Source organism: Mesorhizobium jarvisii (assembly GCF_003601985.1).
Taxonomy (GTDB): domain Bacteria; phylum Pseudomonadota; class Alphaproteobacteria; order Rhizobiales; family Rhizobiaceae; genus Mesorhizobium; species Mesorhizobium jarvisii.
The window spans coordinates 185,181-209,118 of sequence record NZ_QZXA01000005.1; the positions used below are offsets into that span (position 1 = coordinate 185,181).

Below are 23,938 nucleotides of genomic sequence, written 5' to 3' on the forward strand. Positions count from 1 at the left end.
TCGGATGAGCATACTGGCGACGATCAAGGACCATAGCGGCCGGATCTATCGCGGCATCCAGGCCCTGCTTTTGCTGAGCATCGGCGCCGCCGCATTCGGCGCTTTCGACATCTCGCGCAACCTGCCCTCGGGCGGCGCCTTCGCCGTCTCGAGCCTGGCCACCGGCCTTGCCTTGCTGGCACTGATGTACATGCGCAGCAGCGTCGTCCATCGCTTGCGCTCGGCGGAAGCGGCGGAAGCAGAAAAACATCATTTCCTGACCAGGGACGCCATGACCGGGGCGATGACCAGGCGCTACTTTCTCGAAGCGCTGCGCGATAGCTTGGGCACCATGCGCGACCGGCGCGAGGCGACTTTGCTGTTGATCGATGTCGATCATTTCAAGCAGCTCAACGACACGTTCGGGCACCAGTTCGGTGACCTGGCCCTGGTGCACCTGGTCAAGACGTCGGAACGCGTCTTTGCCGGTGGCATGGTCGGACGGTTGGGCGGCGACGAATTCGGCGTCATCATTCCGCATGGCGACCTCGCCGCCATCAACAAGGACATCAGGCAATTGCTCGATACGATGCGGGCCGGCAAATCGCATGAAGGCAAGACCATTCCGCTCTCCATCTCGGTCGGCGTGGCACTGGCGCCGGCTCATGCCTCCAACACGGCGGAACTGATGCTGGTTGCCGACCTGGCGCTCTACGAAAGCAAGGCGGCCGGCCGTGGCCGCGTCACCGTATTCGATGAGGAGATGCTGTCCGACAAGCGCTACCGGCGCCTGGTCGAGCGGGAGTTGCGCGCGGCGGTCTATCTGGGCGAACTCGAACTGCACTACCAGCCGATCGTCAATCCGGACGGGTCCGCTTATGCTCTCGAAGGGCTGATCCGCTGGCGTCATCCGGTTCGCGGGCTGATCTCGCCGGCCGAGTTCATCCCCATCGCCGAACGCTCGACCCTGATCGACATGCTCGGCGAATGGGTGTTTAAGCGGGCTTGCACCGATGTCGGCCATTTCCCCGGGCGCCGCATCTCCATCAATGTTTCGGGCGAGCAACTGAAGCGCGACGAGATCGTCACCATGTGCGACCGCGTGCTGAAGGAAACCGGTTGCTCGGCGACGCAGTTCATCATCGAGATCACCGAGACCGTGGCGACCGCCGCCACGCCCGAAATCCTGCGGCGCCTCGAAGTGTTGCGCGGCCTCGGCTTCCACATTGCGCTCGACGATTTCGGCACCGGCCATTGCGGCTTCAACTATCTGAAAACCCTGCCCATCGACAGCATCAAGATCGACCGCTCCTACATACACAGCCTTGCCCATGACCAAGTGGCGCAGATCTTCGTTTCGGCGCTGGCGCAGATCGCGCGCATCCAGGACGTCACCATCGTGGCGGAAGGTGTCGAGACGCAGGAAGAGTTCGCGCTGGCCAAGGCCGCCGGCTGCAACCGTTTCCAGGGCTACTTCTTCGGCAGGCCGGCGCCCCGCGACAAGGTGGCGCCCTTGCGCGCCATCGATGCCGAACCCTTGGCGCTGAGCGCCTGAGACCCCCACCGCACGGCAGCGGATTTCTATTTCCCTTGCCCTGCCGGCAAACAAGTGGGACGATGCTTCAGGGCAGGTGGCAACAGGAAAAGAACCCCGCCCGCGACGGTCGAACAGGCCGGCCGCCGCTCAGGACCGATTGACCACGCCTGAACCATGCATGCCAGTCGGTCCCTAGGGAAACGCCTGAGTGGAGGTCAGCCATGGGTACTCGCGCCGGAGGACGACGCACGGGACCGAAATGCATTGCCATAGTCGGTCCCTTTGCAAGCGGTAAGACGACACTTCTCGAAGCCATATTGGCCCGTACGGGCGCCATCCCCCGACAAAATCCCGTCTCATCAGGCAGCACCGTCTCGGATCATTCGCCGGAGGCGCGCGCCCACGCCATGAGCGTCGAGGCGACGATCGCAACCACCGAATTCATGGGCGAGCAGATCACCTTCGTCGATTGTCCCGGCTCGATCGAATTCTCCTTCGAGGCCGAGCCGGTGCTGGCCGCCTGCGACCTCGCGGTGGTCGTGGCCGAGGCGGACGAAAAGAAGATTCCTGCCCTGCAGCTCATCATGCGCAAGCTCGACGATCTCGGCGTGCCGCGCATCCTCTTCCTCAACAAGGTCGACAAGGCGATATCAGGCGTGCGCGACACGCTGAAGATGCTGCAACCGGCAAGCTCGGTGCCGCTCCTGCTGCGCCAGATTCCGCTGCGCAAGGACGGCGTCGTCATCGGCTCGATCGACCTGGCGCTGGAGCGTGCCTACATCTACCGCGAATATGCCGAAAGCGAAGTGGCTCAGATACCGGGCGACGACAAGGCGCGGGAACTGGAAGCGCGCTTCTCGATGCTGGAAACCCTGGCCGACCATGACGACCAGTTGATGGAACAGTTGCTCGAGGAGATCGAGCCGCCGAAGGACGCGATCTTCGATGATCTCGCCGCTGACCTGCGCGAAGGCGTGGTGACGCCGGTGCTGATCGGCACCGCCGAGAGGGGCAACGGCGTGCTGCGCCTCTTGAAGGCGATCCGCCACGACGCGCCCGACATCGAGGCGACCCGCAAGCGGCTTGGTGCCTCGGACGGCGGCGCCACCGTGGTCCAGGTGATGAAGACCATCCACACCCCGCATGGCGGCAAGCTGTCGGTGTCGCGCATCCTGTCCGGCCAGGTCGCAGACGGCTCCGAGCTGTGGCTGCCCGGCGGCGACACCGCCAAGGTTTCCGGCATCTACAAGATGCTCGGCAAGGATCAGTTCAAGCTCGCCGCCGCCAAGGCCGGTGACACGGTGGCGCTGGGCAAGCTGGACGAGGTCAAGACCGGCCAGACGCTGACCTCGGCCAAGGGCGGCACCAAGCAGCTGTTTACGTTCGAGCCGCCGCAGCCTGTCTTCGCCTTCGCGCTGCGGCCGAAGGAACGCAAGGACGAGGTCAAGATGTCGGCCGCCATCCAGCGGCTGGCCGAGGAAGATCCCTCGCTCAGCCTGCGCCACAACCAGGACTCGGCAGAGACGGTGCTGTCAGGCCACGGCGAAATGCATCTGCGCGTCGTGCGCGAGCGGCTGGAGGGCAAGAACCAGATCCCGGTCGAAGGCCACGCGCCGGCGGTGCCCTATCGCGAGACGATCCGCAAATCGGCGCAGCAGCGCGGCCGCCACAAGAAGCAGTCGGGCGGACATGGCCAGTTCGGCGATGTGGTGATCGAGATCAAGCCGCTGCCGCGCGGCTCCGGCTTCCAGTTCACCGACACCATCACCGGCGGCGTCGTGCCGAAGACCTACATCCAGTCGGTCGAGACAGGCATACGCGATTACCTGAAGAACGGCCCGCTCGGCTTCCCCGTTGTCGACGTCGCCGTCAACCTGTCGGACGGCTCCTACCATGCGGTGGATTCCTCCGACATGGCCTTCCAGATGGCGGCCAAGCTCGCGATGAAGGAAGGCATGGCCGCCTGCTCGCCGGTGCTGCTGGAGCCGGTGATGAAGGTCGAGATCGTCACGCCGTCCGACGCGACGTCGAAGATCATCGCGCTGATCCCGCAGCGGCGCGGGCAGATCCTCGGCTATGATGCGCGGCCGGGATGGCCGGGATGGGATGTCGTCGAGGCGACCATGCCGCAGGCCGAGATCGGCGACCTGATCATCGAACTGCGCTCGGCGACCGCGGGCGTCGCCAGCTATCGCGCCGTCTTCGACCATATGGCCGAACTCACCGGCCGTCTCGCCGACGAAGCGATGAATACCAACGGCAAGGCAGCCTGATCCTGATCTTGACGCACCATCCCCTCGAACCCTTGTTCGAGGGGACAAAAACCAAAAACGACGCCCGGGAAGCCGGACGCCGTTTTGTTTGCGGACCGTTTTCTTGGGAGGGGAAACGGCAGGTCCGCCGCATGTACAGTCGCCGCTTTCGGCGGAAAGGGGTTGGGACGCGGTAGCCGCCTGAGCCCGGGCCGTACGAGTGATGCCCCCATCTCCCGTTCGAACCACACCGCGTCCTGCGCCCTTCATAGCAGCAGAAGCCATCGTTGTCATGTTACCAGAGGTTACATGACACTGTTACGCGGCAACTCTCGTGAAATTCTCAGCCATCCCGGCAGGGTCCGGGCAACAAAAAAGCCGGATCAATGAAGATCCGGCTGAGTTTGATTGGAAGTGCCTGTTAAGGCTAACCTCCAGAGGGGAACACTCGAGGGCGCTAATGGGAGGAGAACGCGCCCAGGAGATGATCTATATATGTGCTCAACATGCCCAAGAAACAAGCATCTATTTTGCAACACACGCATGCAAAAAGACATAGGCTGTGGTCCAACCCACTCCAGAAGCCAATAGGACCAGCAGAATCTTCAAAAATGGGGCGCTCAACCACGCAATCGTCACTACAGAAGCGTGAATCGCGGCCGGTTTTCGCCCCAAGCCACCAAAACTACGCAATGATGTCGAAGCAGGCAGCAGACGTTCATTTCTGAGGCAATCGGAGAGAAAGCAGCCAATGCGGACGTTTTCGGCGATTGCCGGCAGCATGGCCTTCTTCATCGTGGCACCCGGCGTGGTCGCCGGGCTGATTCCCTGGCTGCTCAGCGATCATTATCGCTTGCCCTGGTCCACCGTGCCGGGCTTTGTTCCTGCCGGCGGCGTCCTCATCGCCGCTGCTGCCGCCGTTCTGCTGCATGCTTTCGCCCGTTTCGCGCTCGAGGGGCTGGGCACGCCGGCCCCGGTCGCGCCGACAGAGAAGCTCGTGATCGGCGGCATCTACCGCCATGTCCGCAATCCCATGTATGTCGCCGTGCTGTCGATCATCCTCGGCCAGGCGCTGCTGTTCTCGAGCTGGACGCTTGTCGCCTATGCCGTCATCGGCGCTGTTGTCATGGGCTCCTTTGTCAGGTTCTACGAGGAGCCGACGCTCGCCCGCCGCTACGGCGCCGACTATGAAACCTACCGCCGCAACGTCCCCGGCTGGCTGCCGCGCCTGACGCCCTGGCGGGGCGAACAGATCACCAGTGCCGCCGATCGTCCGCTAGGGCTAGAATGACCAACTGCGCGCTTTCGCTATAATGAAGTCACGGAACACGTGCAGCTTGGCCTGGTTCTTCATCGCATCGGGATAGGCGAAATAGGTGTCGAAGGACGGCACCTCGGTTTCCGGCAAAAGCTGCACCAGGCCGGAGTCCTTGTTGATGACATAGTCGGGCAGCATGGCGATGCCGGCGCCACCCTGCACGGCGCGCTTGATCGACAAGATGTCGTTGATCTGCAGCGACGGCACGCGCTGGCCGCCTTCGAAATCGCCGACCGTCTCCAGCCAGTTCAACTCCGACAGATGCGACGGCACCGGCAGGCCGAAGGTGACGATGCGATGGTTTCTCAGCTCCGAGACCGAGGCCGGCTTGCCATGCTTGGCGACATAGGAAGGGGCCGCATAGAGATGGAAATGCACGGTGAACAGGCGGCGCTGGATCAGGTCCGGCTGCTGTGGCTGGCGCAGCCGGATGGCGCAATCGGCCTGACGCATGGTGAGGTCGAGTTCCTCATTGGCGAGGATCAGCTGCAGGCTGATTTCCGGATAAAGCTCGATGAACTCCTGCACCCGTTCGGTCAGCCAGCCGGCGCCGAGGCCAACGGTCGTCGTCACGCGAAGCACGCCGGAGGGCCGGTCCTTGGTCTCGGTCAGGCGCGATTTGATGGTCTCGAGCTTCATCAGCACGTCATGCGCCGTGCGGAACAGCATCTCGCCCTGTTCGGTCAGCACCAGGCCGCGCGCATGGCGGTTGAACAGCGGCACGCCGACATCGTGCTCGAGCGCACTGACCTGCCGCGAGATCGCCGATTGCGACAGGTGCAATGTCTCGGCCGCGTGCGTAAACGACCCCGCTTCCGCCGCAGCGTGAAACACGCGTAGCTTGTCCCAGTCCAACGCCATGATTCCCCTCGTTCTGTTGGCGTCTGAATGAAAAATCAGGCTTTTACACGGCGTTTCTAAGCCGTTTTTTTAACAGTTCAAAGCGGCCGCTATTCGGCTGCTTCGCGATGCACCTCGATGCCGGCCAGATACTTTTCCGCCTCGAGTGCCGCCATGCAGCCGAGCCCCGCCGCCGTCACCGCCTGGCGGTAGACATCGTCGGTCACGTCGCCGGCCGCGAACACGCCAGGCACGTCGGTGCGGGTCGAATTCGGGGCCGTCCACAAGTAACCGTTCGGCTTCTGCTTCAGCTTGCCCACGAACAGCTCGACCGCCGGCGCATGGCCGATCGCCACGAACACGCCGTCGACCTTGAGATGGCTTTCGACACCGGTCACCGCATGCTTGAGCTTCAGCCCTTCGACCGACGGCGGCAGCGGCGCCTTGCCGGGGCGACCGGTGATCTCGTCGACCACGGTGTCCCAGATGACGCGGACATTGTCCTTCTGCAGCAGCCGCTCACGCAGGATGCGCTCGGCGCGGAAGTCGCTGCGCCGATGGATGACCGTGACGCTCTTCGCGAGGTTCGACAGATAGAGCGCCTCCTCCACCGCCGAATTGCCGCCGCCCACCACCGCGACATCCTTGCCGCGATAGAAGAAGCCGTCACAGGTGGCGCAGGCCGAGACACCGAAGCCCATGAAATCCTGCTCGGTCGGAATGCCCAGCCACTTGGCCTGCGCGCCGGTGGCGATGATCAGCGCGTCGGCGGTGTAGGTTGTGCCGGAATCGCCCTTGGCGCGGAACGGCCGCACGTTGAGGTCGACCTCGGTGATGATGTCGTTAATGATGTCGGTGCCGACATGCTCGGCCTGCTTCAGCATCTGTTCCATCAGCCACGGTCCCTGGATGGGATCGGCGAAGCCGGGATAGTTTTCGACATCGGTGGTGATCATCAGCTGGCCGCCCTGCTGCAGGCCGGCAACCAGCATCGGCTTCAGCATGGCGCGAGCGGCGTAGACCGCCGCAGTATAGCCGGCGGGGCCGGAACCGATGATGAGAACGGGCGCGTGCTTGGTGGTCATCTAAAACCTCTGCGGGGCAGACAGTGCCGTGGGAAAAGACTTGGAATTCGCGCTTAATGTAAGGGTTGCCAACCACGCCAGCAAGACGAACGGGCCGTCGTCCCCGGAAAGCTTCGGCCCAAGCGGTTATTCGCGTCATTGCCGCTTTCGTTACCGTTCAAAAATCGCGTTGATGAGGGCTGGCGCCAACACAAAAGTCGTTTAATTACAAAATCGCGAAAGATTCTTGCGCCGAGCTGAGACCGCCATGCCCCTGAAAGCCGACCTCGACGCCATCGACTGGAAGATCCTGCGCGAGTTGCAGGCGGATGGGCGCATGACCAATGTCGAGCTGTCGAACCGCGTCGGCATTTCGGCCCCACCCTGTCTGCGCAGGGTAAAGCGGCTGGAGGAGGCCGGCATCATCCGCGGCTACCGCGCGCTGCTCAATGCCCCGGCGCTTGGCCTCGATGTCGTCGCCTTCTGCCTGGTCGGCCTGCATCACCAGGCCGATGCCGAACTGCGCACCTTCGCCGAGCGCACGCGCGGCTGGCCGATCGTGCGCGATGCCTGGATGGTCTCGGGCGAATCCGATTTCCTGCTGCACTGCGTGGCAAGCGACCTCGGCGCCTTCCAGACCTTCGTCATCGAGGAGCTGACCTCGACCCCTAATGTCGACACGGTGCGGACCGCGCTCACCATCCGCAGGGTCAAGGATGAAGGCCTGGTTTCCTTCGAGCGTCCCTGAGGTCTGACGAACGCCTGCGCGCCGGTGAATTCCTGGCCTTCGCCACATCGACACCGCGTTGGTATTCGACAGACGCTGATGTACAAGGCTGGACGGCTCTGCCGGACTTCGTCGCTTGACTGACCGCTTGATTGGTTTCTCAAGCGATTCCAGGAAAAGTGTGTAACGGTTTTCCGCGCGGATTTGCTTGGGTACAGATGGCGAAAGCAGCGTTGCTCTGGGGGCGGCCCGCCATGGGAAGGGGACCATGACTCGATTTGCAAGCCCGGTCTCGGCGCTTATCATCTGTGTGAACGAGGCCGATATGATCGGCCCGTGCCTGGAAAGCATCGACTTCTGCGCCGAGATCATCGTCGTCGATTCCGGTTCGACGGATGGCACGATTGAATGCGTGAAAAGCTATATCGCCAAGGGCTACCCGATAAGGCTCTTGCACAATGACTGGCCGGGTTTTCCCCGTCAGCGGCAATTCTCGCTCGACCACGCGACCCAGCCCTGGTGCCTTTCGATCGACCCGGACGAGCGCGTCGACGACCAGTTGCGGCAGTCGATCGTGGCCATCACTCAGGCCGCCGACGACAAGATCCGCGGCTGGTACATCCGCCGCCGCGATTGGCTGAAGGGCTACGGCTATGCGCACCGCTGGGTGCTGCACAACAGGCTGATGCGGCTTTTCCGCCGGGAAGGCGCCACCATCGATCTCACCGCGCGGGTGCACGAAGCCTTCCAGGTGCCCGACGAGACCGGCACGATCGAAGAGGGTGTCCTGCTGCATCGCCGTGAAATATCGGTCGAGGAGGATCTTGCCCGGGCCAACGCCTATTCCAGCCTCAAGGCCGTCACGCTGGTCGAGAAGGGCAAGAAGCCCGGCCTGGTGCGGCTGGTGCTGTCGCCGTTCGGCAACTTCCTGAAATTCTACCTGGCCAAGCGCTATTTCCTGTGCGGCCGGCATGGCTTCGTCTACTCGATGTCGGTGATGATCTATTCCTTCGCCACGGAGGCAAAGCTCTACGAAGCCTCGGAACGCAACGATCCCGTGTGAGCAGTCAGGCCTGGATCAGGACCTGTTGTCCCGGCCTTGCGTTTCAATGGCTGCGAGCAGGTCACCGAGGTCGCTGCTGTCCCGCAAGGGCCTGATGGCGAAGCCGGGCTGGACCGCCGCCTCGCCGTCGACCAGCCAGCCCCGTGCCAGACCGGCGCGCTCTCCCGCCTGCATGTCGGCTGGCTTGTCGCCGACGATCAGCGAGCGCTGGAGATCGAGAGCAAGGCGTTTGCCCGCCTCGATCAGCATGCCCGGATTGGGCTTGCGCATCGGATGATCGGGAATGGCAAGTGGTCCGACACCGGCCTCGTGGTAGGCGCAGGCAAGCACCATGTCGACGAACATGCCCTGATCGCGCAACAGGTCGAGCACGCGGCCATTCACCGCCGCAAAGACGCTCCAGCCGAAATAGCCGCGCGCAATGCCGGACTGGTTGGTGACCACGACAACCGGGATTCCCGCCCGGTTGGCGGCCGCGATCGCCGGCAGCATCTGCGGCCTGAGCTCGATCTCGGCCGGGTCGCTGGGATAGTCGGTATCGACGTTGATGGTGCCGTCGCGGTCGAGGAACAGCGCCGGCAGATGCGGTGGGAAAACCCGGTCTCCAATCCGCTCGATCCACACGCCCGGCTCGGTCAGCGGATGTGGCGTGGCCGTCCTGTCAGCCATTGCTGAGACGCGCTTCGACCACTTCGCAGAGATGATGGTAGAGGCACAGATGCCCTTGCTGGATGACCGGCGTCGAGGTCGAGGGCACGTTGAGCAGGATGTCGCACAGCGGCTTGAGCTTGCCGCCGGTGTCGCCGGTCAGGCCGATCACCGTCATGTCCATCATCCGCGCCTGTTCGGCGGCGGCCAGGATGCTCGGCGAATTGCCGCTGGTCGAGATCGCCAGAAGCACGCCTCCGGCCGCGCCATGCGCCTCGACCTGGCGTGAGAACACCGTGTCGAAGCCGTAATCATTGCCCCAGGCCGTCAGCACCGCTGCATTGGCCGGCAGCGCGATGACATTGTAGGCCTTGCGCTCCTTGAGGAAGCGGCCGACCAGTTCGCCGGCTATGTGGATGGCGTCGCTCGCCGAACCGCCATTGCCGGCGATCAACAAGGCCTTGCCCGACGAGAGCGCCGTCACCACGGCGTTCGCCGCCCGCTCCATCTCGCCGGTCAGGTCACGCTCGACCATCGCCGTGATCGCGGCCGCCGAGCGGACCAGATAGTCGTTCAGTTCAGACATCAAAACCTCAGCTTGTAGAGCCGGCGCGCAATTTGCCGATGGTGCCGGTGGTGCTCTTGCCGGCGACGAGATCGACCAGCACGACGCGCCCGCCGGCCTTTTGCACCACATCGGCGCCGACCACGGTGTCGATCGTATAATCCGCGCCCTTGACCAGGATGTCGGGCAGCAGCGCCTCGATCAGCGCCAGCGGCGTGTCCTCCTCGAAGACAACGACGGCATCGACCGAGGCAAGGGCGGCAAGCACGCAGGCGCGGTCATGCTGGTCGTTGACCGGGCGGCCCTGCCCTTTCAGCCGCCGCACCGAAGCATCGCTGTTGAGGCCGAGCACCAGCCGGTCGCACTGGCTGCGCGCCGCGTGCAGCAGGCTGACATGGCCGGCATGCAGAATATCGAAGCAGCCATTGGTGAAGCCGACGCTCAGGCCCTCTTCCTTCCAGGCCGCCACCATGCGCGCGGCCGACGAGGCATCGAGGATGGCATCCTTGTGGGCGGTCGGTCCGTGCGAGCGAAACAGCGCGCCCGTAAGCTCCTCGACCGTCAGCCGCGCGGTGCCGCGCTTTCCCACCACGACGCCGCCGGCTGCATTGGCGATCGAGGCCGCCGCGACCGGATCAGCCCCCGATGCAAGCGCCAGCGCGAACGTCGCGATCACCGTATCGCCGGCGCCCGAGACATCGAACACTTCGCGCGCCTGGGTAGCGATATGGCGCGCCTCGTCCGGGCCCACCACGCTCATGCCCTTTTCGCTGCGCGTGGCGACGACGAAGTCGAAACCATGCGCCGAAATCAGTTCGCGCGCCGCAGCCACGATCTCGTCATCGGCGAACACCGCATGGCCGACGGCCTCGCCAAGCTCCTTGCGGTTGGGGGTGATGGCGGTCGCGCCGGCATAGCGCGCATAGTCGCGGCCCTTGGGATCGACCAGCACCGGCTTGCCGGCCTGGCGGCAGATGGCGATGAGTTCGGCGGCGACGCCGTCGAGCAGGATGCCCTTGCCGTAATCGGACAGGATGACGATGTCGGCCCCCGTCAGTGCCGCGCGGAAATGCCGGATCAGCCCTGTCCGCTCTGTCTCGTGCAGCGGCTTGATCTCTTCCTCGTCGAAGCGCAGCACCTGCTGGTTGAGCGCGCTGAAGCGGCTCTTCGACGAGGTCATGCGGCCGCGCTGCTGCGAAAGTCCCGCTGTCTCGGCGCCAAGCTCGCCGAGCATGCGCACCAGGCTGTCGCCGGCGGTGTCCGTGCCGATCACCGAAACCGGGATGGCCCGCGCGCCAAGCGAGACGATGTTGGCCACGACATTGCCGGCGCCGCCCATGGCCGAGGTCTCGCCGCGCCCATGCAGCACGGGAATCGGCGCCTCCGGCGAAATCCGCTCGATGACGCCGTTGACGAAGCGGTCGAGGATAAGGTCGCCGACCACCAGCACGGTGACGCCGCCAAAGCGGGCAATGGCTCGATGCAAGGGTTCGGGAGAAGGCGGATTGTGCTTGATCATATCACTGGCAACGCGCGGGGAAAAACAGTCGCTGAAACATATAGGGTGTCGGCTGGCGGTCGTTCATGCCTGCCGATATACCGCAATTCGAACCGGCGCAACGGCGGCGCCGCGTCAGCTCTTCTGCAGGGCAACGTGGACGCCGAGCCCGACCAGCACGGCCCCACCAGCCCGCTGCATCAGCCGCTGCGCCCGGCTCGATCGCCGCAGCCGGCCGATGACGAGGCCGGCCAGGAACACGCAGACGATGTCGGCCGAGGAGAACATCAGGTTGACGATGGTGCCCAGAACCACGAATTGCAGCCACACCGGCAAGGCCGCCGAGGCATCGATGAACTGCGGCAGGAACGCCATGAAGAAGATCGCGGTTTTCGGATTGAGCACCTCGACGGTGATGCTCTCGAAAAAGGCGCGGCGGGCCGATTTGCGCTCGATGGCGGGCAGCGCCACGTCGCCCTCAACACGCTTGCGAAACAGCGAGACACCGAGCCAGATCAGATAAAGCGCGCCGACCAGCTTGACCGCCATGTAGAGCGGCGGCACGGCATGGAACAGCACCGACAGGCCCGCGGCGGCGGCAAAGACATGGACATAACCGCCGAGATGGATGCCAAGTGCCGCCGTCAGGCCCGACCAGCGCCCGCGCGCCATCGTCTGCGCCGCCGCATAAAGCATGGCCGGACCGGGGATGTAGGCGAAGATCGCCGTGGTGGCGAAGAACGCGATGAGCAGTTCGGTCGACGGCATTTTTGTCCCTCATGATCGGTGCTGACTGAGCGGAAGCTTTGCGGCGCCACTGTGACGCCTGCACCTGCTTTGTCGACAGCCCGGCTGGCCTCCCTTATAAGGACCGGAATCGCAAGCAACCAGAGGCCTTCATGATCATCGTCACGGGCGGCGCCGGCATGATCGGCTCCAACATCGTCGCCGCGCTCAATGCCGAAGGCCATGACGACATCCTCGTCGTCGACGATCTCACCGACGGCCACAAGATCGCCAATCTCGCCGATTTGAAAATAGCCGACTATCTCGACAAGGATGACTTCCTGCCGCGCATCGAGGCCGGGTCGCTCGGCCGCGTCGAGGCCGTGTTCCACCAAGGTGCTTGCTCGACCACCACCGAGTGGAACGGCAAGTTCATGATGGAGGTGAATTTTGCTTATTCGAAGCGGCTGCTGCATGCCTGCCAGGCGTTGCGCGTGCCTTTCCTCTACGCCTCCTCGGCTTCCGTCTATGGCGGCGGTTCCGAGTTTCGCGAGGATCCGGCGCTGGAGCGGCCGCTCAATGTCTATGCCTATTCGAAGAAACTGTTCGACGACTATGTCAGGCGCACCGTCTTCGACACCGATCATTCGCAGGTCGCCGGCCTGCGCTATTTCAACGTCTATGGCCCGCGCGAGGCGCACAAGGGCGTCATGGCCTCGGTCGCTTTCCATCTGTTCAACCAGGTCGAGCGCGGCGAGAATCCGAAACTGTTCGGCGCCTATGACGGTTTCGGCCCCGGCGAACAGAGCCGCGACTTCATCCATGTCGGCGATGTCGCCGACGTCAATCTGTGGCTGTGGAAGCGAGGCGCGAACGGCATCTTCAACTGCGGCACCGGCCACGCCCAGCCGTTCCGCGCTATCGCCGAAACCGTCATCGACACGTTGGGCAAGGGCGAGATCGAGTTCATCCCCTTTCCCGACCACCTCAAGGGCAGCTACCAGAGCTTCACGCAAGCTGATATGTCCCGTTTGCGCGCGGCCGGTTACAACGGCCAGTTCCGGACAGTGGAAACCGGTGTCAGAGACTATGTCGAATGGCTGAAAGCCCAACGATCCTCGTGATCGGCCCACGCTGGGTGGGCGACATGGTGATGGCGCAGTGCCTGTTTTCGGCGCTGAAAGAGCTCCATCCCAACGCCGCGATCGACGTGCTGGCGCCGGCCTGGGCGGCACCGCTGGTCAAGCGCATGCCCGAGATCCGCCAGCAGATCGATTTCCCGCTGAAGCCCGGCGCGCTCGAATTCACCCATCGCCGCCGCTTCGGCCGCCTGCTGCGCGGCCGCTACGACATGGCTTATATCCTGCCCGGCAGCTGGAAATCGGCGCTGATCCCCTTCTTTGCCCGCATTCCGCGCCGTGTCGGCCATCTGCGCGAGATGCGCTATGGCCTTTTGACCGACATCGTGCCGCTGCCGGATGCCGTGAAACGGCGCACCGCGCAGGCCTATTTCAGCCTCGCCAAGGGCGGCAGTTTCCGCGCGCCGCATCTGACCGTGGATGCCGGCAACCAGGCCGCCTTGCTCGACCGTTTCGGGCTGGCGCCGCAGAAATTCGCGGCCCTGATGCCTGGCGCCGAATTCGGCCCGGCCAAGCGCTGGCCGAGCGAAAGCTATGCCGGCCTTGCCCGCGAATTCATGGATAAGGGATTGAAGGTCGCCCTGTTCGGTTCGAAGAACGACCGCGACGTCACCGCCGAGATCGCGGCCCTTGCTCGCGGCGTCGTCGACCTCGCCGGCCAGACGCGTCTGGAGGATGCCATCGACCTGATCGCAGCGGCAAGGCTGGCGGTCTCCAACGACAGCGGGCTGATGCATGTCGCGGCGGGCGTCGGCACGCCGATCGTCGCCGTCTACGGCTCGACCTCGCCCGAAAACACGCCGCCGCTGGCGGAGCGGCGCGAGCTGGTCTGGTTGCACCTCTCCTGCTCGCCCTGCCACCAGAAAATCTGCCCACTCGGCCATCGCAACTGCCTGAAGACATTGGAAGTAGGCCAGGTCGCGGCGGCGGCGTGGCGGCTGCTGGAATTCCCGGCCGCGGCATGAAGGTTCTGATCGTCAAGACATCGTCCATGGGCGATGTCATCCATACCTTTCCGGCCGTCGAGGATGCCAGCCTGCACCGGCCCGACGTATCCTTCGACTGGTGCGTCGAGGAGGCGTTTACCGGCATCGTCGCCCTGCACCCGGCGATCGGCAGGATCCACACGGCGGCCATCCGGCGCTGGCGCAAGGCGCTGTTGAAGGGCAGCACCTGGCGCGAGGCTGCCGCGCTGCGCCGAACCTTGCGCGAATGCCGCTATGATCTGGTCATCGACGCACAGGGCCTGTTGAAATCGGCCCTGGTGGCGCGCCAGGCGCGCGCACCGATCGCCGGCTTCGACCGGTCGAGCGCGCGCGAACCCTCGGCCACGCTGTTCTACGACGTCACCTACGGCGTGCCGCGCGACCTGCACGCCATCGAACGGACGCGGCGGCTGTTCGGACTGGCAATGGGCTACCAGCCCGATCTGTCGACGCTCGCTTCAGGCATCGTGCCGCCACCCGGTGCTCTCGCCGCCATCACCGGAAAGACCGCCTTCCTGCTGCACGGCACCAGCCGCGAGGACAAGAAATGGCCTGTAGAAGACTGGATCGGAACCGCCCGCCTGCTGATCAAGCGCGGCATGACACCGGTCACCACCTGGTCGAACGAACGTGAGAAGTCTGTTGCCGAAGCCATCGCCAGGGCCGTGCCGTCCACGGTCGTGGTGCCGAAATCGCCGCTGGCCGACATCGCCGCCATCCTTGGCCGCTCGACGCTGGTCATCGGCGCCGACACCGGCCTGACCCACCTGGCCAGCGCCTTCGGCCTGCCGACGGTCGCGGTGTTTTTGGCGACGGAGCCGGGTTTGACAGGCCCGCGCGGGCAGTTTGCCATGACACTGCTGGCCGCGCCTGGTGAGCGTCTGACGCCGGCTGAGGTAGTGGCGGAGGCGGACAGGCTGCTTAATCTTAAATTACAAGCGCCAGCCTAGGACCTTTTCAGAATTCGCTCTGGTGAGCCGAATAGCGGGGTTTTCGAGAACCGGAGCGGAGCGTACTTTAAAGTACGTGAGCACCGGAAGCTCAGAAAACCGCGCTAGTCGGCCGCCAGAGTAGAATTATCAAAAGGTCCTAAATAAACTGCACCTGGACGATCTCATACCCCCTGGCACCGCCGGGCGCATTGACCTCAATGGCGTCGCCGACTTCCTTGCCGATCAATGCGCGCGCGATCGGCGAGGAGATCGAGATGCGGCCGGACTTCACGTCGGCTTCCTGGTCGCCGACGATCTGGTAGGTCTTCTTTTCCTCGGTGTCCTCGTCGACCAGCACGACGGTGGCGCCGAACTTGACCTTGTCGCCGCTGAGCTTGGTGACGTCGATCACCTCGGCGCGCGCGATCAGGTCCTCAAGTTCGTTGACACGGCCCTCATTGAGGCTCTGCGCCTCCTTGGCGGCGTGGTATTCGGCATTTTCGGACAGGTCGCCATGCGAGCGCGCCTCGGAGATCGCCTCGATGATGCGCGGCCGCTCTTCCTGCTGGCGCCAACGCAGTTCTTCCTTCAATGACGCGAACCCCTCGCCTGTCATCGGGACCTTGTTCATGATGCCTGACCTTTCCTGCCGCCGCCCCCGCGTTTCGGGGGAGGCCTTGTCGTTGGGTACAAAAAGAAAACGGTCCGGCAGCCTCGGGCTAACGGAACCGTTTCACCGCAATTTGCCCTAATATAGCAATCTTCGCGGGTTTTTCACGCCCAAAAATCGGTTTTGCAAAAATCATCCCCGCCTTCACCTGAGGAAGCGGCTGACGAGGCGGGAGGCGACAAAACGGCCGCGATCGCTCGCGGCCGCTTCGGTAACTCTTTTGAGGCTGATCAGCTCCGCATGAAATGCTCGATCTGTTCGGACAGCATGTCGTATTCGCGCGAACCCTTGCCCGTGCGCTTCTCGATTTCCATCAGTTGCTGCTGGGCGCCGGCCAGGTCGCCGATCTGCAGATGCGCCTCGCCGAGATATTCGCGCACCAGCGTGTAGTTCGGGTCGATGCGCAACGCTTCCTCGTAGTAGCCGAGGCCGACGGTGACACGTCCGGAATGGCGGTGCGAATAGCCGAGATAGTTGAGAATGCGCGGATCCTGCTTGTTGGCGGCAAGGGTGAGCACCGAGATCGCCTCGTCATAGCGTCCGGCCATCGCCAGCGCATGGCCGGCATCATAGATGCTGTCGTCATCCAGCATGCCTTCCTGGGGTGCGACGCACTTTTTCTTCTTCTTGTCCCAGACCTCTCCCTTCTTGCACTGGGTGACAGTCTGGTCGCTGCCACCGCTACTGCCCGCCGCGAATACCGGGACAGCGAAGAACTGCAGCGCGACAAGGGCAGTCGCGGCCTGGATCAGCATTCTTTTGTGCATCGAAGCCTCCTTGAGGGGTGAGAATGCAACACTAACGCTAAGCGTCCCGCGTTTCATCCCGGAAAAATTCACGTGGAGAACATCAGGTGACGGATGCCTGAAATCCGCTATCATCCGGGCAAACGACTGACGGAGACGGCCCGTGCAGCGGCGGCTTGAAAAAGACTGGGAACTCTCGATCGGCCCCGACACCGTGCGCCTGTTCATCCTCAAGGCCAAGGCGCTGAGTGCCGCCGTCAACGAGGACTATGCCGACGGCGCCGAACACGAGATCGAGTTCGACGGCGATACGCACGACAATCATCACCATGACGGCCTTGCCGAGGAAAGCTCGGAAAACCTGACCGAAGAGGAACTGCGCGAGCTGATCAACGACCTCAATGTCGATGAAGCCGCCGAACTGGTCGCGCTCGCCTGGGTCGGCCGCGGCGACTACGACGCCTCGGAATGGGTGGATGCCGTGACGGCGGCGCGCGAACGTGCCAACAAGCGCACGGCCAAGTACCTGCTTGGCATGCCGCTGCTCGCCGACTGGCTGGAGGAAGGCCTCGAAGCGATCGGCGCGTAACGCCGCGGTAACCGATTGTGATCGACGGAAAGCGTCCGTCCAGGCAACTTCAGCATGCCGGCACCGTTTCGGAGCGATGGCAACGCTGAGCTTTTCCCGACTTTGCACCTTGGCGCTGCCTCTGGCGGCCGCGGTTCTGCTGGCAGCGCCGGCCGACGCCAGACATCGTCACAGGCATTACCAGCCGCTGTCCCCTCGGATGGATCAATCGTTGACGCAGCGTCTGGACCAGCCATTGAGGCCGAAAAGCAAGCACCGCGGCAGATCACGCGGAAAGCAGCAGATCGCGCCAAAGCAGACGCCGCAGGAAACGCAGGAGCAGCAGGCCTCGCCCGCCCAGGTGCCAGTGCCCGAGCCGCGTCCCACGGACGCGCCAAAGGCCGACGCCGCACCGGCGCAAGGGCAAAAGACGGAAGTTCCAAGGGCCCCGGACGCCTCCAACCAGCTCAATGAGGAAAAGTCTCGTCAGGCAAAGCAGGCACATACCGAGCCGTCAGCCCCCGAACCTTCGTCCCGAGAGCCGTCAACGGAAAGCGAGCCGGAGCCGCCAGCCGAGGTGCCGATCCCGACACAAAGGCCCGAAACTACGGAACCAGAGGTTGGGCCTCCTGCCGTAGCCCCGCAGCCGCCGCCAAAACCGGCGGATGCCGGCGATGAGAAAATGCTTCCCGATCCGCGCTCGGCCGACCGGCCCGGAGAAAAGATGCCCGCCGAGGAAGTCGCCTGCCGCGATCGGCTGAAGGCGCTCGGCGTCGAATTCGAGGAGCACAGTGCGGAAAGCAATCCCGAAATCGGCTGCTCCATCCCCTACCCCCTGGTGCTGAAGAGCCTTGGCAAGTCGATCGCCATCGCCCCCGGCACCGAGCTCAACTGCCCGATGGCCGAAGCGGCGGCGCGGTTTGCCGCCGACGTCATCCAGCCGGCGGCGAAAACCGAATTCGGCGCCGACCTCAAATCGATCGGCCAGGCATCGGCCTTCGTCTGCCGTCCGCGCCACGGCACCAGGAAACTGTCCGAGCACGCCTTCGGCAATGCGCTCGACATCGCCAGCTTCACCTTGTCCGACGGCAGGAAGGTCGAGGTCGGCCCAACGCCGCCTGAAAAGGACGCCAAATTCCTCAACGCGGTGCGCAAGGCCGCCTGCGGTCCATTCAAGACCGTGCTCGGACCAGGTGCCGACGCCGACCACGCCTTGCACTTCCACCTCGATCTCGAGCCGCGCAGGCATGGCGGCACATTCTGCCAGTAGGCCCCTCAAGGAATCTCGGCCGCAATTCCGCCGCAGGCATGAACGCGGGCACTGAGTTTTCCTTTACCCTTGATCGTTAAAATGCCGGATATCCGACCATGATCCCGAAAAGTGGAAACCGGTTTTCGGAAAAGATCATGGCCAGGCAAAAGGTAGAACCTGATCGGGATCAGGTTCGGGGACAGGATTCCGCCAATGGCCGGCAAATTTCGCGCCGTGTTTTTCGCCACCGCGCGCCGATCGAAACCCGCGGCGCTGCTGGCCGCCGGCCTTACCCTCGCGGCGGTTTCGGCCTGCAACACCGGCAGCGTGCTGTCGCTGCAGCCGGCGGTCGATGTCGGCGCGCAAACCGCGGCCGTGCCGCAATATACCGGCATGCAGCGGCTTGTTCCGTCCAATCCCTACATGACGCAGGCCGCGTATCCGCGCATGGATGAGCCGATGTCGCCGGTCGAGCAGATACCGGCCAGCGAAGTCGACTGCCGCCAGCAGTTGAAGCGCCTCGATGTCGCCTATACCGACCTCGCGCCGATCCGTGAAGGCCAGTGCGGCATCGACTATCCCGTAAAAGTCACGGCCATCGGCAGTGTCGAGATGAAGCCCGCCGCGACGCTGACCTGCGACATGGCCGCCACCTTCGCCGCCTGGACGAAGAACGAACTCGTTCCCTCCGCCCGCTGGCGCTACTTCTCCGGCGTCAAGACCATCCACCAGGGCTCGAGCTATTCCTGCCGCAACATCGCCGGCGAAGGTGTTTTGTCCGAGCACGGCAAGGGCAACGCGCTCGACGTGATGAGCATCGAGCTCAACAATGGCGACGACATCGACGTGCGCAAGCCCGGCCTGTTCGCCTTCCGCACGCGCGGTTTCCTCAACAATGTGCGCGCCGACGGCTGCCAGTATTTCACCACCGTGCTCGGCCCCGGCTACAATTACGACCACCGCAACCATTTCCACTTCGACATCAAGAACCGCAGGAACGGTTACCGCGCCTGTCGCTAGCAGATGATCAGTCAGGCCCGGCGCCAGCGGTGGTAGCGATGATGTGCCGTGCCACCAGATCCTGGACGCGCCAGAGATTCCGGTCGTGGATACCGCTTTCCTCCAGCTTGGCGACGGTCCTGAACAGATATTGCGCCGACGAGCCCCAATGTCCGGCGGCCCGCGCCAGCGTATCCGCAACCTGCTCCGGCGGCAGCCGTCCCGCATAGGCTCTGCCATCTGGCGCGGCGACGAAGGCCAGGGCGCGCAGCGGACCGTCCCTCGTCCGGACCTTGATCCAGCGCGGCACGTTGGTTGGCGGGTTGGCATCGATCTCGCGGCGCATCAACTGGCCGAGTTGCCCGAAATGATCTTCCACCGGCAGCCGGTAAACAATGCCGTTGCAACTGCCACCGCGGTCGAGAGCCAGCATCAAGGCAGGCAATTCGCGGGTCCCACGCCAGCGGGTCAGTTTCAGACAGAATGAACGGTGCCACCCTGGCGCCGTGGCCGGGCGCTGCTCGACAGGAACGAATTCAGGATTCCAGATCAGCGAGCCGTAGGCAAACACCCACAGCGCCTCAGGCCGGTATTGCGACAGGAGTTGCTCGACAAGGCCGTCGAACTCCACGTCGGTATGCTCGGCTGTTCCAGGCTCGGGGCCGGGATCCGGTTCGATGCGCTCGACCCTCGCGACAAGGTCGGCGGTCAACGCCATCGGTCCGCGGCTTGTCGGTTTCCCCTTCATTCCTGCCCCCGCGCAAAAACGATGGCTGACAATAGACCGGCTGCGCATTCCTGGCCATTGATTTCCAAGGGCTGTCAGGCAACAGATACCGTACGGATCGAGCCTTCTTCATGAGCCAACGAAGCCTTCGGCGACGCGCGACAATCTGGCTGGCGTCCTTGCTGGCCGCTTATCTGGCGCTTGCCTATGTCGCGGCGCCGGAATTCTGGACGTTCCGGGAGCGCGGCTTTCGCGACCAGCGCTTCGAAATGGTGACGCACACGCCGCAAGGCATTCCTGGCGACCCGATCAATGTCGGCCTTGTCGGCACCGAGAGGGAGGTGGTCCATGCCTTCGCCATTGCCGGTTGGGACACTGCTGACGCCGTCACCTTGAGAACGGCGATCGACATCGGCGAAAGTGTGTTGTTTTCCCGCCCCTATCCCGATGCGCCGATGAGCCGCCTGCTGTTCGAGGGACGCGCCCAGGATCTCGCTTTCGAAAAGCCGGTGGGCGACAGCGCCGACCGGCGCCATCACGTCCGTTTCTGGCAGACCGATACGGTCGGCGACGATGGCCGCCCGCTCTGGCTGGGTGCCGCCAGCTTCGATCGCGGCGTCGGCCTCAGCCACGACACTGGCGCCATCACCCATCATATCGGTCCCGATATCGACGCCGAACGCGACTTCCTGATCGGCGACCTCAAGGCTGCCGGCCAGCTGGCATCGACCAGCGACATGGCCGGGATCGGCGCCACCAGGACCGGCCGCAACGGCGGCGGCGACCCCTATTTCACCGACGGCAAGGCAATCATCGGCGTGCTGAAGCAGCCGCAGTGAAATGTACCTTAAGAGAGGGCCGTGGTCGGAAGCGGTCTAACAATGCATGGTCCGTGCGACGCCGCGTAACCGTACCGCTTCATCAGCCCGAACTGTCATTTTCTAAAAATGCTGCCGGACTATTTTCGAGCGACCCGTCGCAATGCTATTGAGCCCTCATGCTATACGTCGAAATCGCTATCGTGGTCGTCCTCATTTGTGTGAACGGCCTTCTGGCAATGTCCGAACTCGCCATCGTTTCATCGCGCCCGGCACGGCTCAAGGCGATGATCGACCGTGGTGTCAACGGCGCCGGCCGGGCGCTGGATCTTGGCTCCAATCCCGGCAAGTTCCTTTCCTCGGTGCAGATCGGCATCACGCTGGTCGGCGTGCTTTCCGGCGCCTTTTCCGGCGCCACGCTGGGCGACCGGCTGTCCGTGTTCCTGGCCACGACCGGCATGCGCGAAAGTGTCGCCGATCCGCTCGGCGTCGGCATCGTCGTTGCCATCATCACCTATTTCTCGCTGATCGTCGGCGAACTGGTGCCCAAGCAGATCGCGCTACGCGATCCCGAGCGCGTCGCCGCCCGCGCTGCCCCAGCCATGACCATCCTCGCCACCGTCTCGGCGCCCCTGGTGTTCCTGCTCGACATTTCCGGCCGCGCCATATTGTGGCTGCTCGGCCAGCGCGGCGAAAGCGAGGAGAAGGTCACCGACGAGGAAATCAAGATGCTGGTCGCCGAGGCCGAGCATCACGGCACCATCGAATCCGACGAGCGGCGCATGATCGCCGGGGTCATGCGGCTTGGCGACCGCGCCGTGCGCGCGGTGATGACGCCGCGCACCGAGGTCGACTGGATCAACCTGCAGTCCGACGACACGACGATCCGCAAGCTCCTCATGGAAACCCAGCATTCGCGCCTGCCGGCGGGTGACGGCGGCGTAGATGTGATGGTCGGCGTCGTCCAGACGCGCGACGTGCTGGCCGCGATCCTTGCCGGCCGCACGCTCGACCCGCGCAAGCATGTGCGCGCCGCGCCCATCGTCTACGACCAGGCCGACGCGCTCGACGTGCTGCACAAACTCAAGGAATCCGACGTGCCGATGGCGCTGGTGCATGACGAATACGGCCATTTCGAAGGCATCGTCACGCCGGCCGATATTCTCGAAGCCATCACCGGCGTGTTCCGCGCCGACCTCGATGCCGGTGACGAGGAAAACGCCGTCAAGCGCGAGGACGGCTCATGGCTGCTCGCCGGCTATATGCAGGCCGACGAGATGGCCGAGATTCTGGGCTTCGACCTGCCCGAAAACCGCGACTACGAGACCGTTGCCGGCTATGTGCTGTCGCATATGCACCACCTGCCGGCGACAGGCGAATGCGTCGACGCGCAAGGCTGGCGCTTCGAGGTGGTCGACCTCGACGGCCGCCGCATCGACAAGCTGATCGCCACCCGCCTGCCCGGCACCCACCGCGAGGCGGTGCGGTGATTGTCTGAATGTCGGCTTTGCACCATGGCGGTCATTGACGGTTGGCCGGCGGATTGCGCGGCCGGCTACAACTACCGCTCCGTGAACGCGCGAGCGAAGGAATCGAGCATCGGCCGCGCCAGATACTCGAAGAAAGTCCGGTCGCCAGTGCTAATGAACGCCTCGACCGGTGTTCCGGGATAAAGCTGCTCGGGCTTCACGCCGGGCGGCAGGTCGGCGGCAATCCTGAGTTTGACGCGGAAATAGGGCTCGTGCGTCGCCTCGTCGACGAGCCGGTCCGCGGAAATTTGCGCCACGGTGGCTGAAACCTCGGGGGTGAGCCGCATGTTCAAGGCGGACAATCGCAGTTTCGCCGGCTGGCCGACACGGACCTGATCGACGTCTTTCGGCCGCAGCCTTGCATCGACAATCAGACCCGGTGCCGTAGGCAGGATCTCCATGATCTTTTCACCGCGGGCAATCACGCTGCCCTTGGCATTGTAGGTCGAGGACACCACGATGCCCGCGGCCGGTGCCTTGATCGTCGTCCGCCGCAGCACCGCCTCGGCCGCCCTGATCTGTTCCTCGATGTCGGCCAGGTTGGAACGAACCTCGTCCAGCTTCGTCAGCGCCTCCTCCACGCGTTGCGTGGTCAGGCGCTCGATCTGCTCCTGGGCTTCGACGATCTGGGTGTTGACCGCCGCCAGATTGGCTTCCAGCGCCCCGGCCTGCCCGACGAGATCGGCCTCGCTGCGCAAAAGCTGCGAGTATTCGGTACGATTGGTGAGGCCCTTGTCCAGCAGGCTTGTCTTGATGCCGAGTTCCTTCTTAACGATTTCGGCTTGTTGCCGAACGGCCTCTTTCTGGGACTGCAATCCCACCACGGACTGCCGATGCATGGCCAGTCGTTGGGCGAGGATCGATTGTTCCGATCGGAAGCGGGCGAGTCTGGCGTCGAATTCCTTTTGCTGTTCTCGGATCAGGGCTTCGAAATCGGCCTGGAGCGATGCCGGCGCCGGTTTGGTGATCGGCGCGAGCCTGTCCAACCCGTCGCGTTCCGCCTCCAGCCGCGCCGCAGCCGCCCTGAGCGCGATCGACTGTCTCGTCAGCCGGTTGAGCTCGGCCTGCGCGGCTGTCGGATCCAGCACGATCAGATCCTGGGCCTGTTGCACGCGATCGCCGTCATGGACCAGCAACGCCTCGATGATGCCGCCGTCGGGATGCTGGATCAGTATGTTGCCGCCGGTCGCCGAGATCGTGCCTTGCGTCATCACCGCTCCGGATAAGGGTGCGCTGACGGCCCAATAGCCAAAGCAACCCACCAACAGCGCCGTTGCCGCGTATCCGGCGAATGCCACGCGTCTTATGTTGGTACGCGGGCTGCCCTCCCAGGCGAGGCTCTGCACCACCATCAT

At 64.0% G+C, this 23,938-nt stretch carries 23 protein-coding genes; 13 read left to right on the forward strand and 10 right to left on the reverse strand.

Annotation, left to right across the window (positions count from 1 at the left end):
• The first annotated feature begins 4 nt into the window (after window positions 1-4).
• The 3 genes from D3242_RS14465 (at window position 5) to D3242_RS14475 (ending at window position 5,059) form a co-directional block, all read left to right on the forward strand.
• A complete protein-coding gene (locus D3242_RS14465) occupies window positions 5-1,534 on the forward strand; it encodes a putative bifunctional diguanylate cyclase/phosphodiesterase (RefSeq protein ID WP_038648967.1) in 1,530 nt (509 codons plus the stop codon).
• A gap of 203 nt (window positions 1,535-1,737) precedes the next feature.
• The gene (locus D3242_RS14470) at window positions 1,738-3,789 is read left to right on the forward strand and encodes an elongation factor G (protein ID WP_019860541.1); all 2,052 of its coding nucleotides are present in this window, start codon (window positions 1,738-1,740) and stop codon (window positions 3,787-3,789) included.
• 730 nt (window positions 3,790-4,519) lie between these two features.
• The gene (locus tag D3242_RS14475; RefSeq protein WP_064980527.1) at window positions 4,520-5,059 is read left to right on the forward strand and encodes a methyltransferase family protein; all 540 of its coding nucleotides are present in this window, start codon (window positions 4,520-4,522) and stop codon (window positions 5,057-5,059) included.
• On the opposite strand, the gene D3242_RS14480 is transcribed toward D3242_RS14475, so the two are convergent.
• Both D3242_RS14480 and trxB read right to left on the reverse strand, forming a co-directional pair.
• Window positions 5,051-5,947 carry a LysR family transcriptional regulator gene (locus D3242_RS14480; RefSeq protein ID WP_010911008.1) on the reverse strand — a complete coding sequence of 299 codons (897 nt, stop codon included), beginning with the start codon at window positions 5,945-5,947 and terminating at the stop codon, window positions 5,051-5,053. The two genes, D3242_RS14475 and D3242_RS14480, sit on opposite strands and share 9 nt — an antisense overlap.
• Before the next feature lie 89 nt (window positions 5,948-6,036).
• Complete coding sequence (trxB, locus tag D3242_RS14485) at window positions 6,037-7,011, reverse strand: thioredoxin-disulfide reductase (protein ID WP_064980528.1); 975 nt, start codon at window positions 7,009-7,011, stop codon at window positions 6,037-6,039.
• Between the two features lie 247 nt (window positions 7,012-7,258).
• Here trxB and D3242_RS14490 point away from each other — a divergent pair, with 247 nt between their 5' ends.
• Complete coding sequence (locus D3242_RS14490; RefSeq protein ID WP_019860544.1) at window positions 7,259-7,738, forward strand: Lrp/AsnC family transcriptional regulator; 480 nt, start codon at window positions 7,259-7,261, stop codon at window positions 7,736-7,738.
• Between the two features lie 247 nt (window positions 7,739-7,985).
• Complete coding sequence (locus D3242_RS14495; RefSeq protein ID WP_064980530.1) at window positions 7,986-8,780, forward strand: glycosyltransferase family 2 protein; 795 nt, start codon at window positions 7,986-7,988, stop codon at window positions 8,778-8,780.
• A 15-nt stretch (window positions 8,781-8,795) separates the two neighbouring features.
• Here the strand turns inward: D3242_RS14495 and gmhB are convergent, their stop codons facing one another.
• The 4 genes from gmhB to D3242_RS14515 all read right to left on the reverse strand — a co-directional run bounded on the left by gmhB (window position 8,796) and on the right by D3242_RS14515 (window position 12,259).
• Window positions 8,796-9,449, reverse strand: a complete 654-nt coding sequence (gene gmhB, locus D3242_RS14500) for a D-glycero-beta-D-manno-heptose 1,7-bisphosphate 7-phosphatase (protein ID WP_064980531.1) — start codon at window positions 9,447-9,449, stop codon at window positions 8,796-8,798.
• A complete protein-coding gene (locus D3242_RS14505) occupies window positions 9,442-10,014 on the reverse strand; it encodes a D-sedoheptulose-7-phosphate isomerase (RefSeq protein WP_064980533.1) in 573 nt (190 codons plus the stop codon). Before D3242_RS14505 ends, gmhB begins: the two co-directional genes overlap by 8 nt.
• Before the next feature lie 7 nt (window positions 10,015-10,021).
• Window positions 10,022-11,512: a D-glycero-beta-D-manno-heptose-7-phosphate kinase gene (rfaE1, locus tag D3242_RS14510; RefSeq protein WP_019860548.1), complete on the reverse strand. Its 1,491-nt coding sequence runs from the start codon at window positions 11,510-11,512 to the stop codon at window positions 10,022-10,024.
• Window positions 11,513-11,626: 114 nt separating this feature from the next.
• Complete coding sequence (locus D3242_RS14515) at window positions 11,627-12,259, reverse strand: LysE family translocator (protein WP_064980535.1); 633 nt, start codon at window positions 12,257-12,259, stop codon at window positions 11,627-11,629.
• 131 nt (window positions 12,260-12,390) lie between these two features.
• On the opposite strand from D3242_RS14515, the gene rfaD reads away from it, so the two are divergent.
• Genes rfaD through waaC form a run of 3 tightly spaced genes read left to right on the forward strand, consistent with a single transcriptional unit; the run spans window position 12,391 to window position 15,292 of the window.
• Window positions 12,391-13,341, forward strand: a complete 951-nt coding sequence (gene rfaD, locus D3242_RS14520; RefSeq protein WP_038648977.1) for an ADP-glyceromanno-heptose 6-epimerase — start codon at window positions 12,391-12,393, stop codon at window positions 13,339-13,341.
• Entirely contained in the window at window positions 13,314-14,321 is a 1,008-nt protein-coding gene (waaF, locus tag D3242_RS14525; protein ID WP_064981633.1) for a lipopolysaccharide heptosyltransferase II, read from the forward strand. Before rfaD ends, waaF begins: the two co-directional genes overlap by 28 nt.
• A complete protein-coding gene (gene waaC, locus D3242_RS14530; protein ID WP_064980537.1) occupies window positions 14,318-15,292 on the forward strand; it encodes a lipopolysaccharide heptosyltransferase I in 975 nt (324 codons plus the stop codon). Before waaF ends, waaC begins: the two co-directional genes overlap by 4 nt.
• A gap of 139 nt (window positions 15,293-15,431) precedes the next feature.
• On the opposite strand, the gene greA is transcribed toward waaC, so the two are convergent.
• Both greA and D3242_RS14540 read right to left on the reverse strand, forming a co-directional pair.
• Window positions 15,432-15,905 carry a transcription elongation factor GreA gene (gene greA, locus D3242_RS14535; RefSeq protein ID WP_008877613.1) on the reverse strand — a complete coding sequence of 158 codons (474 nt, stop codon included), beginning with the start codon at window positions 15,903-15,905 and terminating at the stop codon, window positions 15,432-15,434.
• Window positions 15,906-16,174: 269 nt separating this feature from the next.
• The gene (locus D3242_RS14540) at window positions 16,175-16,711 is read right to left on the reverse strand and encodes a tetratricopeptide repeat protein (protein WP_064980539.1); all 537 of its coding nucleotides are present in this window, start codon (window positions 16,709-16,711) and stop codon (window positions 16,175-16,177) included.
• Window positions 16,712-16,853: 142 nt separating this feature from the next.
• On the opposite strand from D3242_RS14540, the gene D3242_RS14545 reads away from it, so the two are divergent.
• From D3242_RS14545 to D3242_RS14555, 3 genes are all read left to right on the forward strand, one after another.
• Entirely contained in the window at window positions 16,854-17,279 is a 426-nt protein-coding gene (locus tag D3242_RS14545) for a DUF3775 domain-containing protein (protein ID WP_019860553.1), read from the forward strand.
• Window positions 17,280-17,940: 661 nt separating this feature from the next.
• Window positions 17,941-18,528 (forward strand): extensin-like domain-containing protein, encoded by a 588-nt coding sequence (locus D3242_RS34475; RefSeq protein ID WP_394811837.1) that lies wholly within the window; start codon window positions 17,941-17,943, stop codon window positions 18,526-18,528.
• Between the two features lie 195 nt (window positions 18,529-18,723).
• Window positions 18,724-19,530: an extensin-like domain-containing protein gene (locus D3242_RS14555; RefSeq protein WP_064980543.1), complete on the forward strand. Its 807-nt coding sequence runs from the start codon at window positions 18,724-18,726 to the stop codon at window positions 19,528-19,530.
• A 7-nt stretch (window positions 19,531-19,537) separates the two neighbouring features.
• Here D3242_RS14555 and D3242_RS14560 read toward each other — a convergent pair whose 3' ends face one another.
• Window positions 19,538-20,257 carry a gamma-glutamylcyclotransferase gene (locus D3242_RS14560; protein ID WP_064980545.1) on the reverse strand — a complete coding sequence of 240 codons (720 nt, stop codon included), beginning with the start codon at window positions 20,255-20,257 and terminating at the stop codon, window positions 19,538-19,540.
• Window positions 20,258-20,367: 110 nt separating this feature from the next.
• Between D3242_RS14560 and D3242_RS14565 the strand changes: the two genes are divergently transcribed.
• Window positions 20,368-21,075 (forward strand): LssY C-terminal domain-containing protein, encoded by a 708-nt coding sequence (locus tag D3242_RS14565; RefSeq protein ID WP_038648990.1) that lies wholly within the window; start codon window positions 20,368-20,370, stop codon window positions 21,073-21,075.
• 158 nt (window positions 21,076-21,233) lie between these two features.
• Entirely contained in the window at window positions 21,234-22,544 is a 1,311-nt protein-coding gene (locus D3242_RS14570; protein WP_019860558.1) for a hemolysin family protein, read from the forward strand.
• A 71-nt stretch (window positions 22,545-22,615) separates the two neighbouring features.
• Here D3242_RS14570 and D3242_RS14575 read toward each other — a convergent pair whose 3' ends face one another.
• Window positions 22,616-23,935 (reverse strand): HlyD family type I secretion periplasmic adaptor subunit, encoded by a 1,320-nt coding sequence (locus D3242_RS14575; RefSeq protein ID WP_064981635.1) that lies wholly within the window; start codon window positions 23,933-23,935, stop codon window positions 22,616-22,618.
• Window positions 23,936-23,938 lie beyond the last annotated feature (3 nt).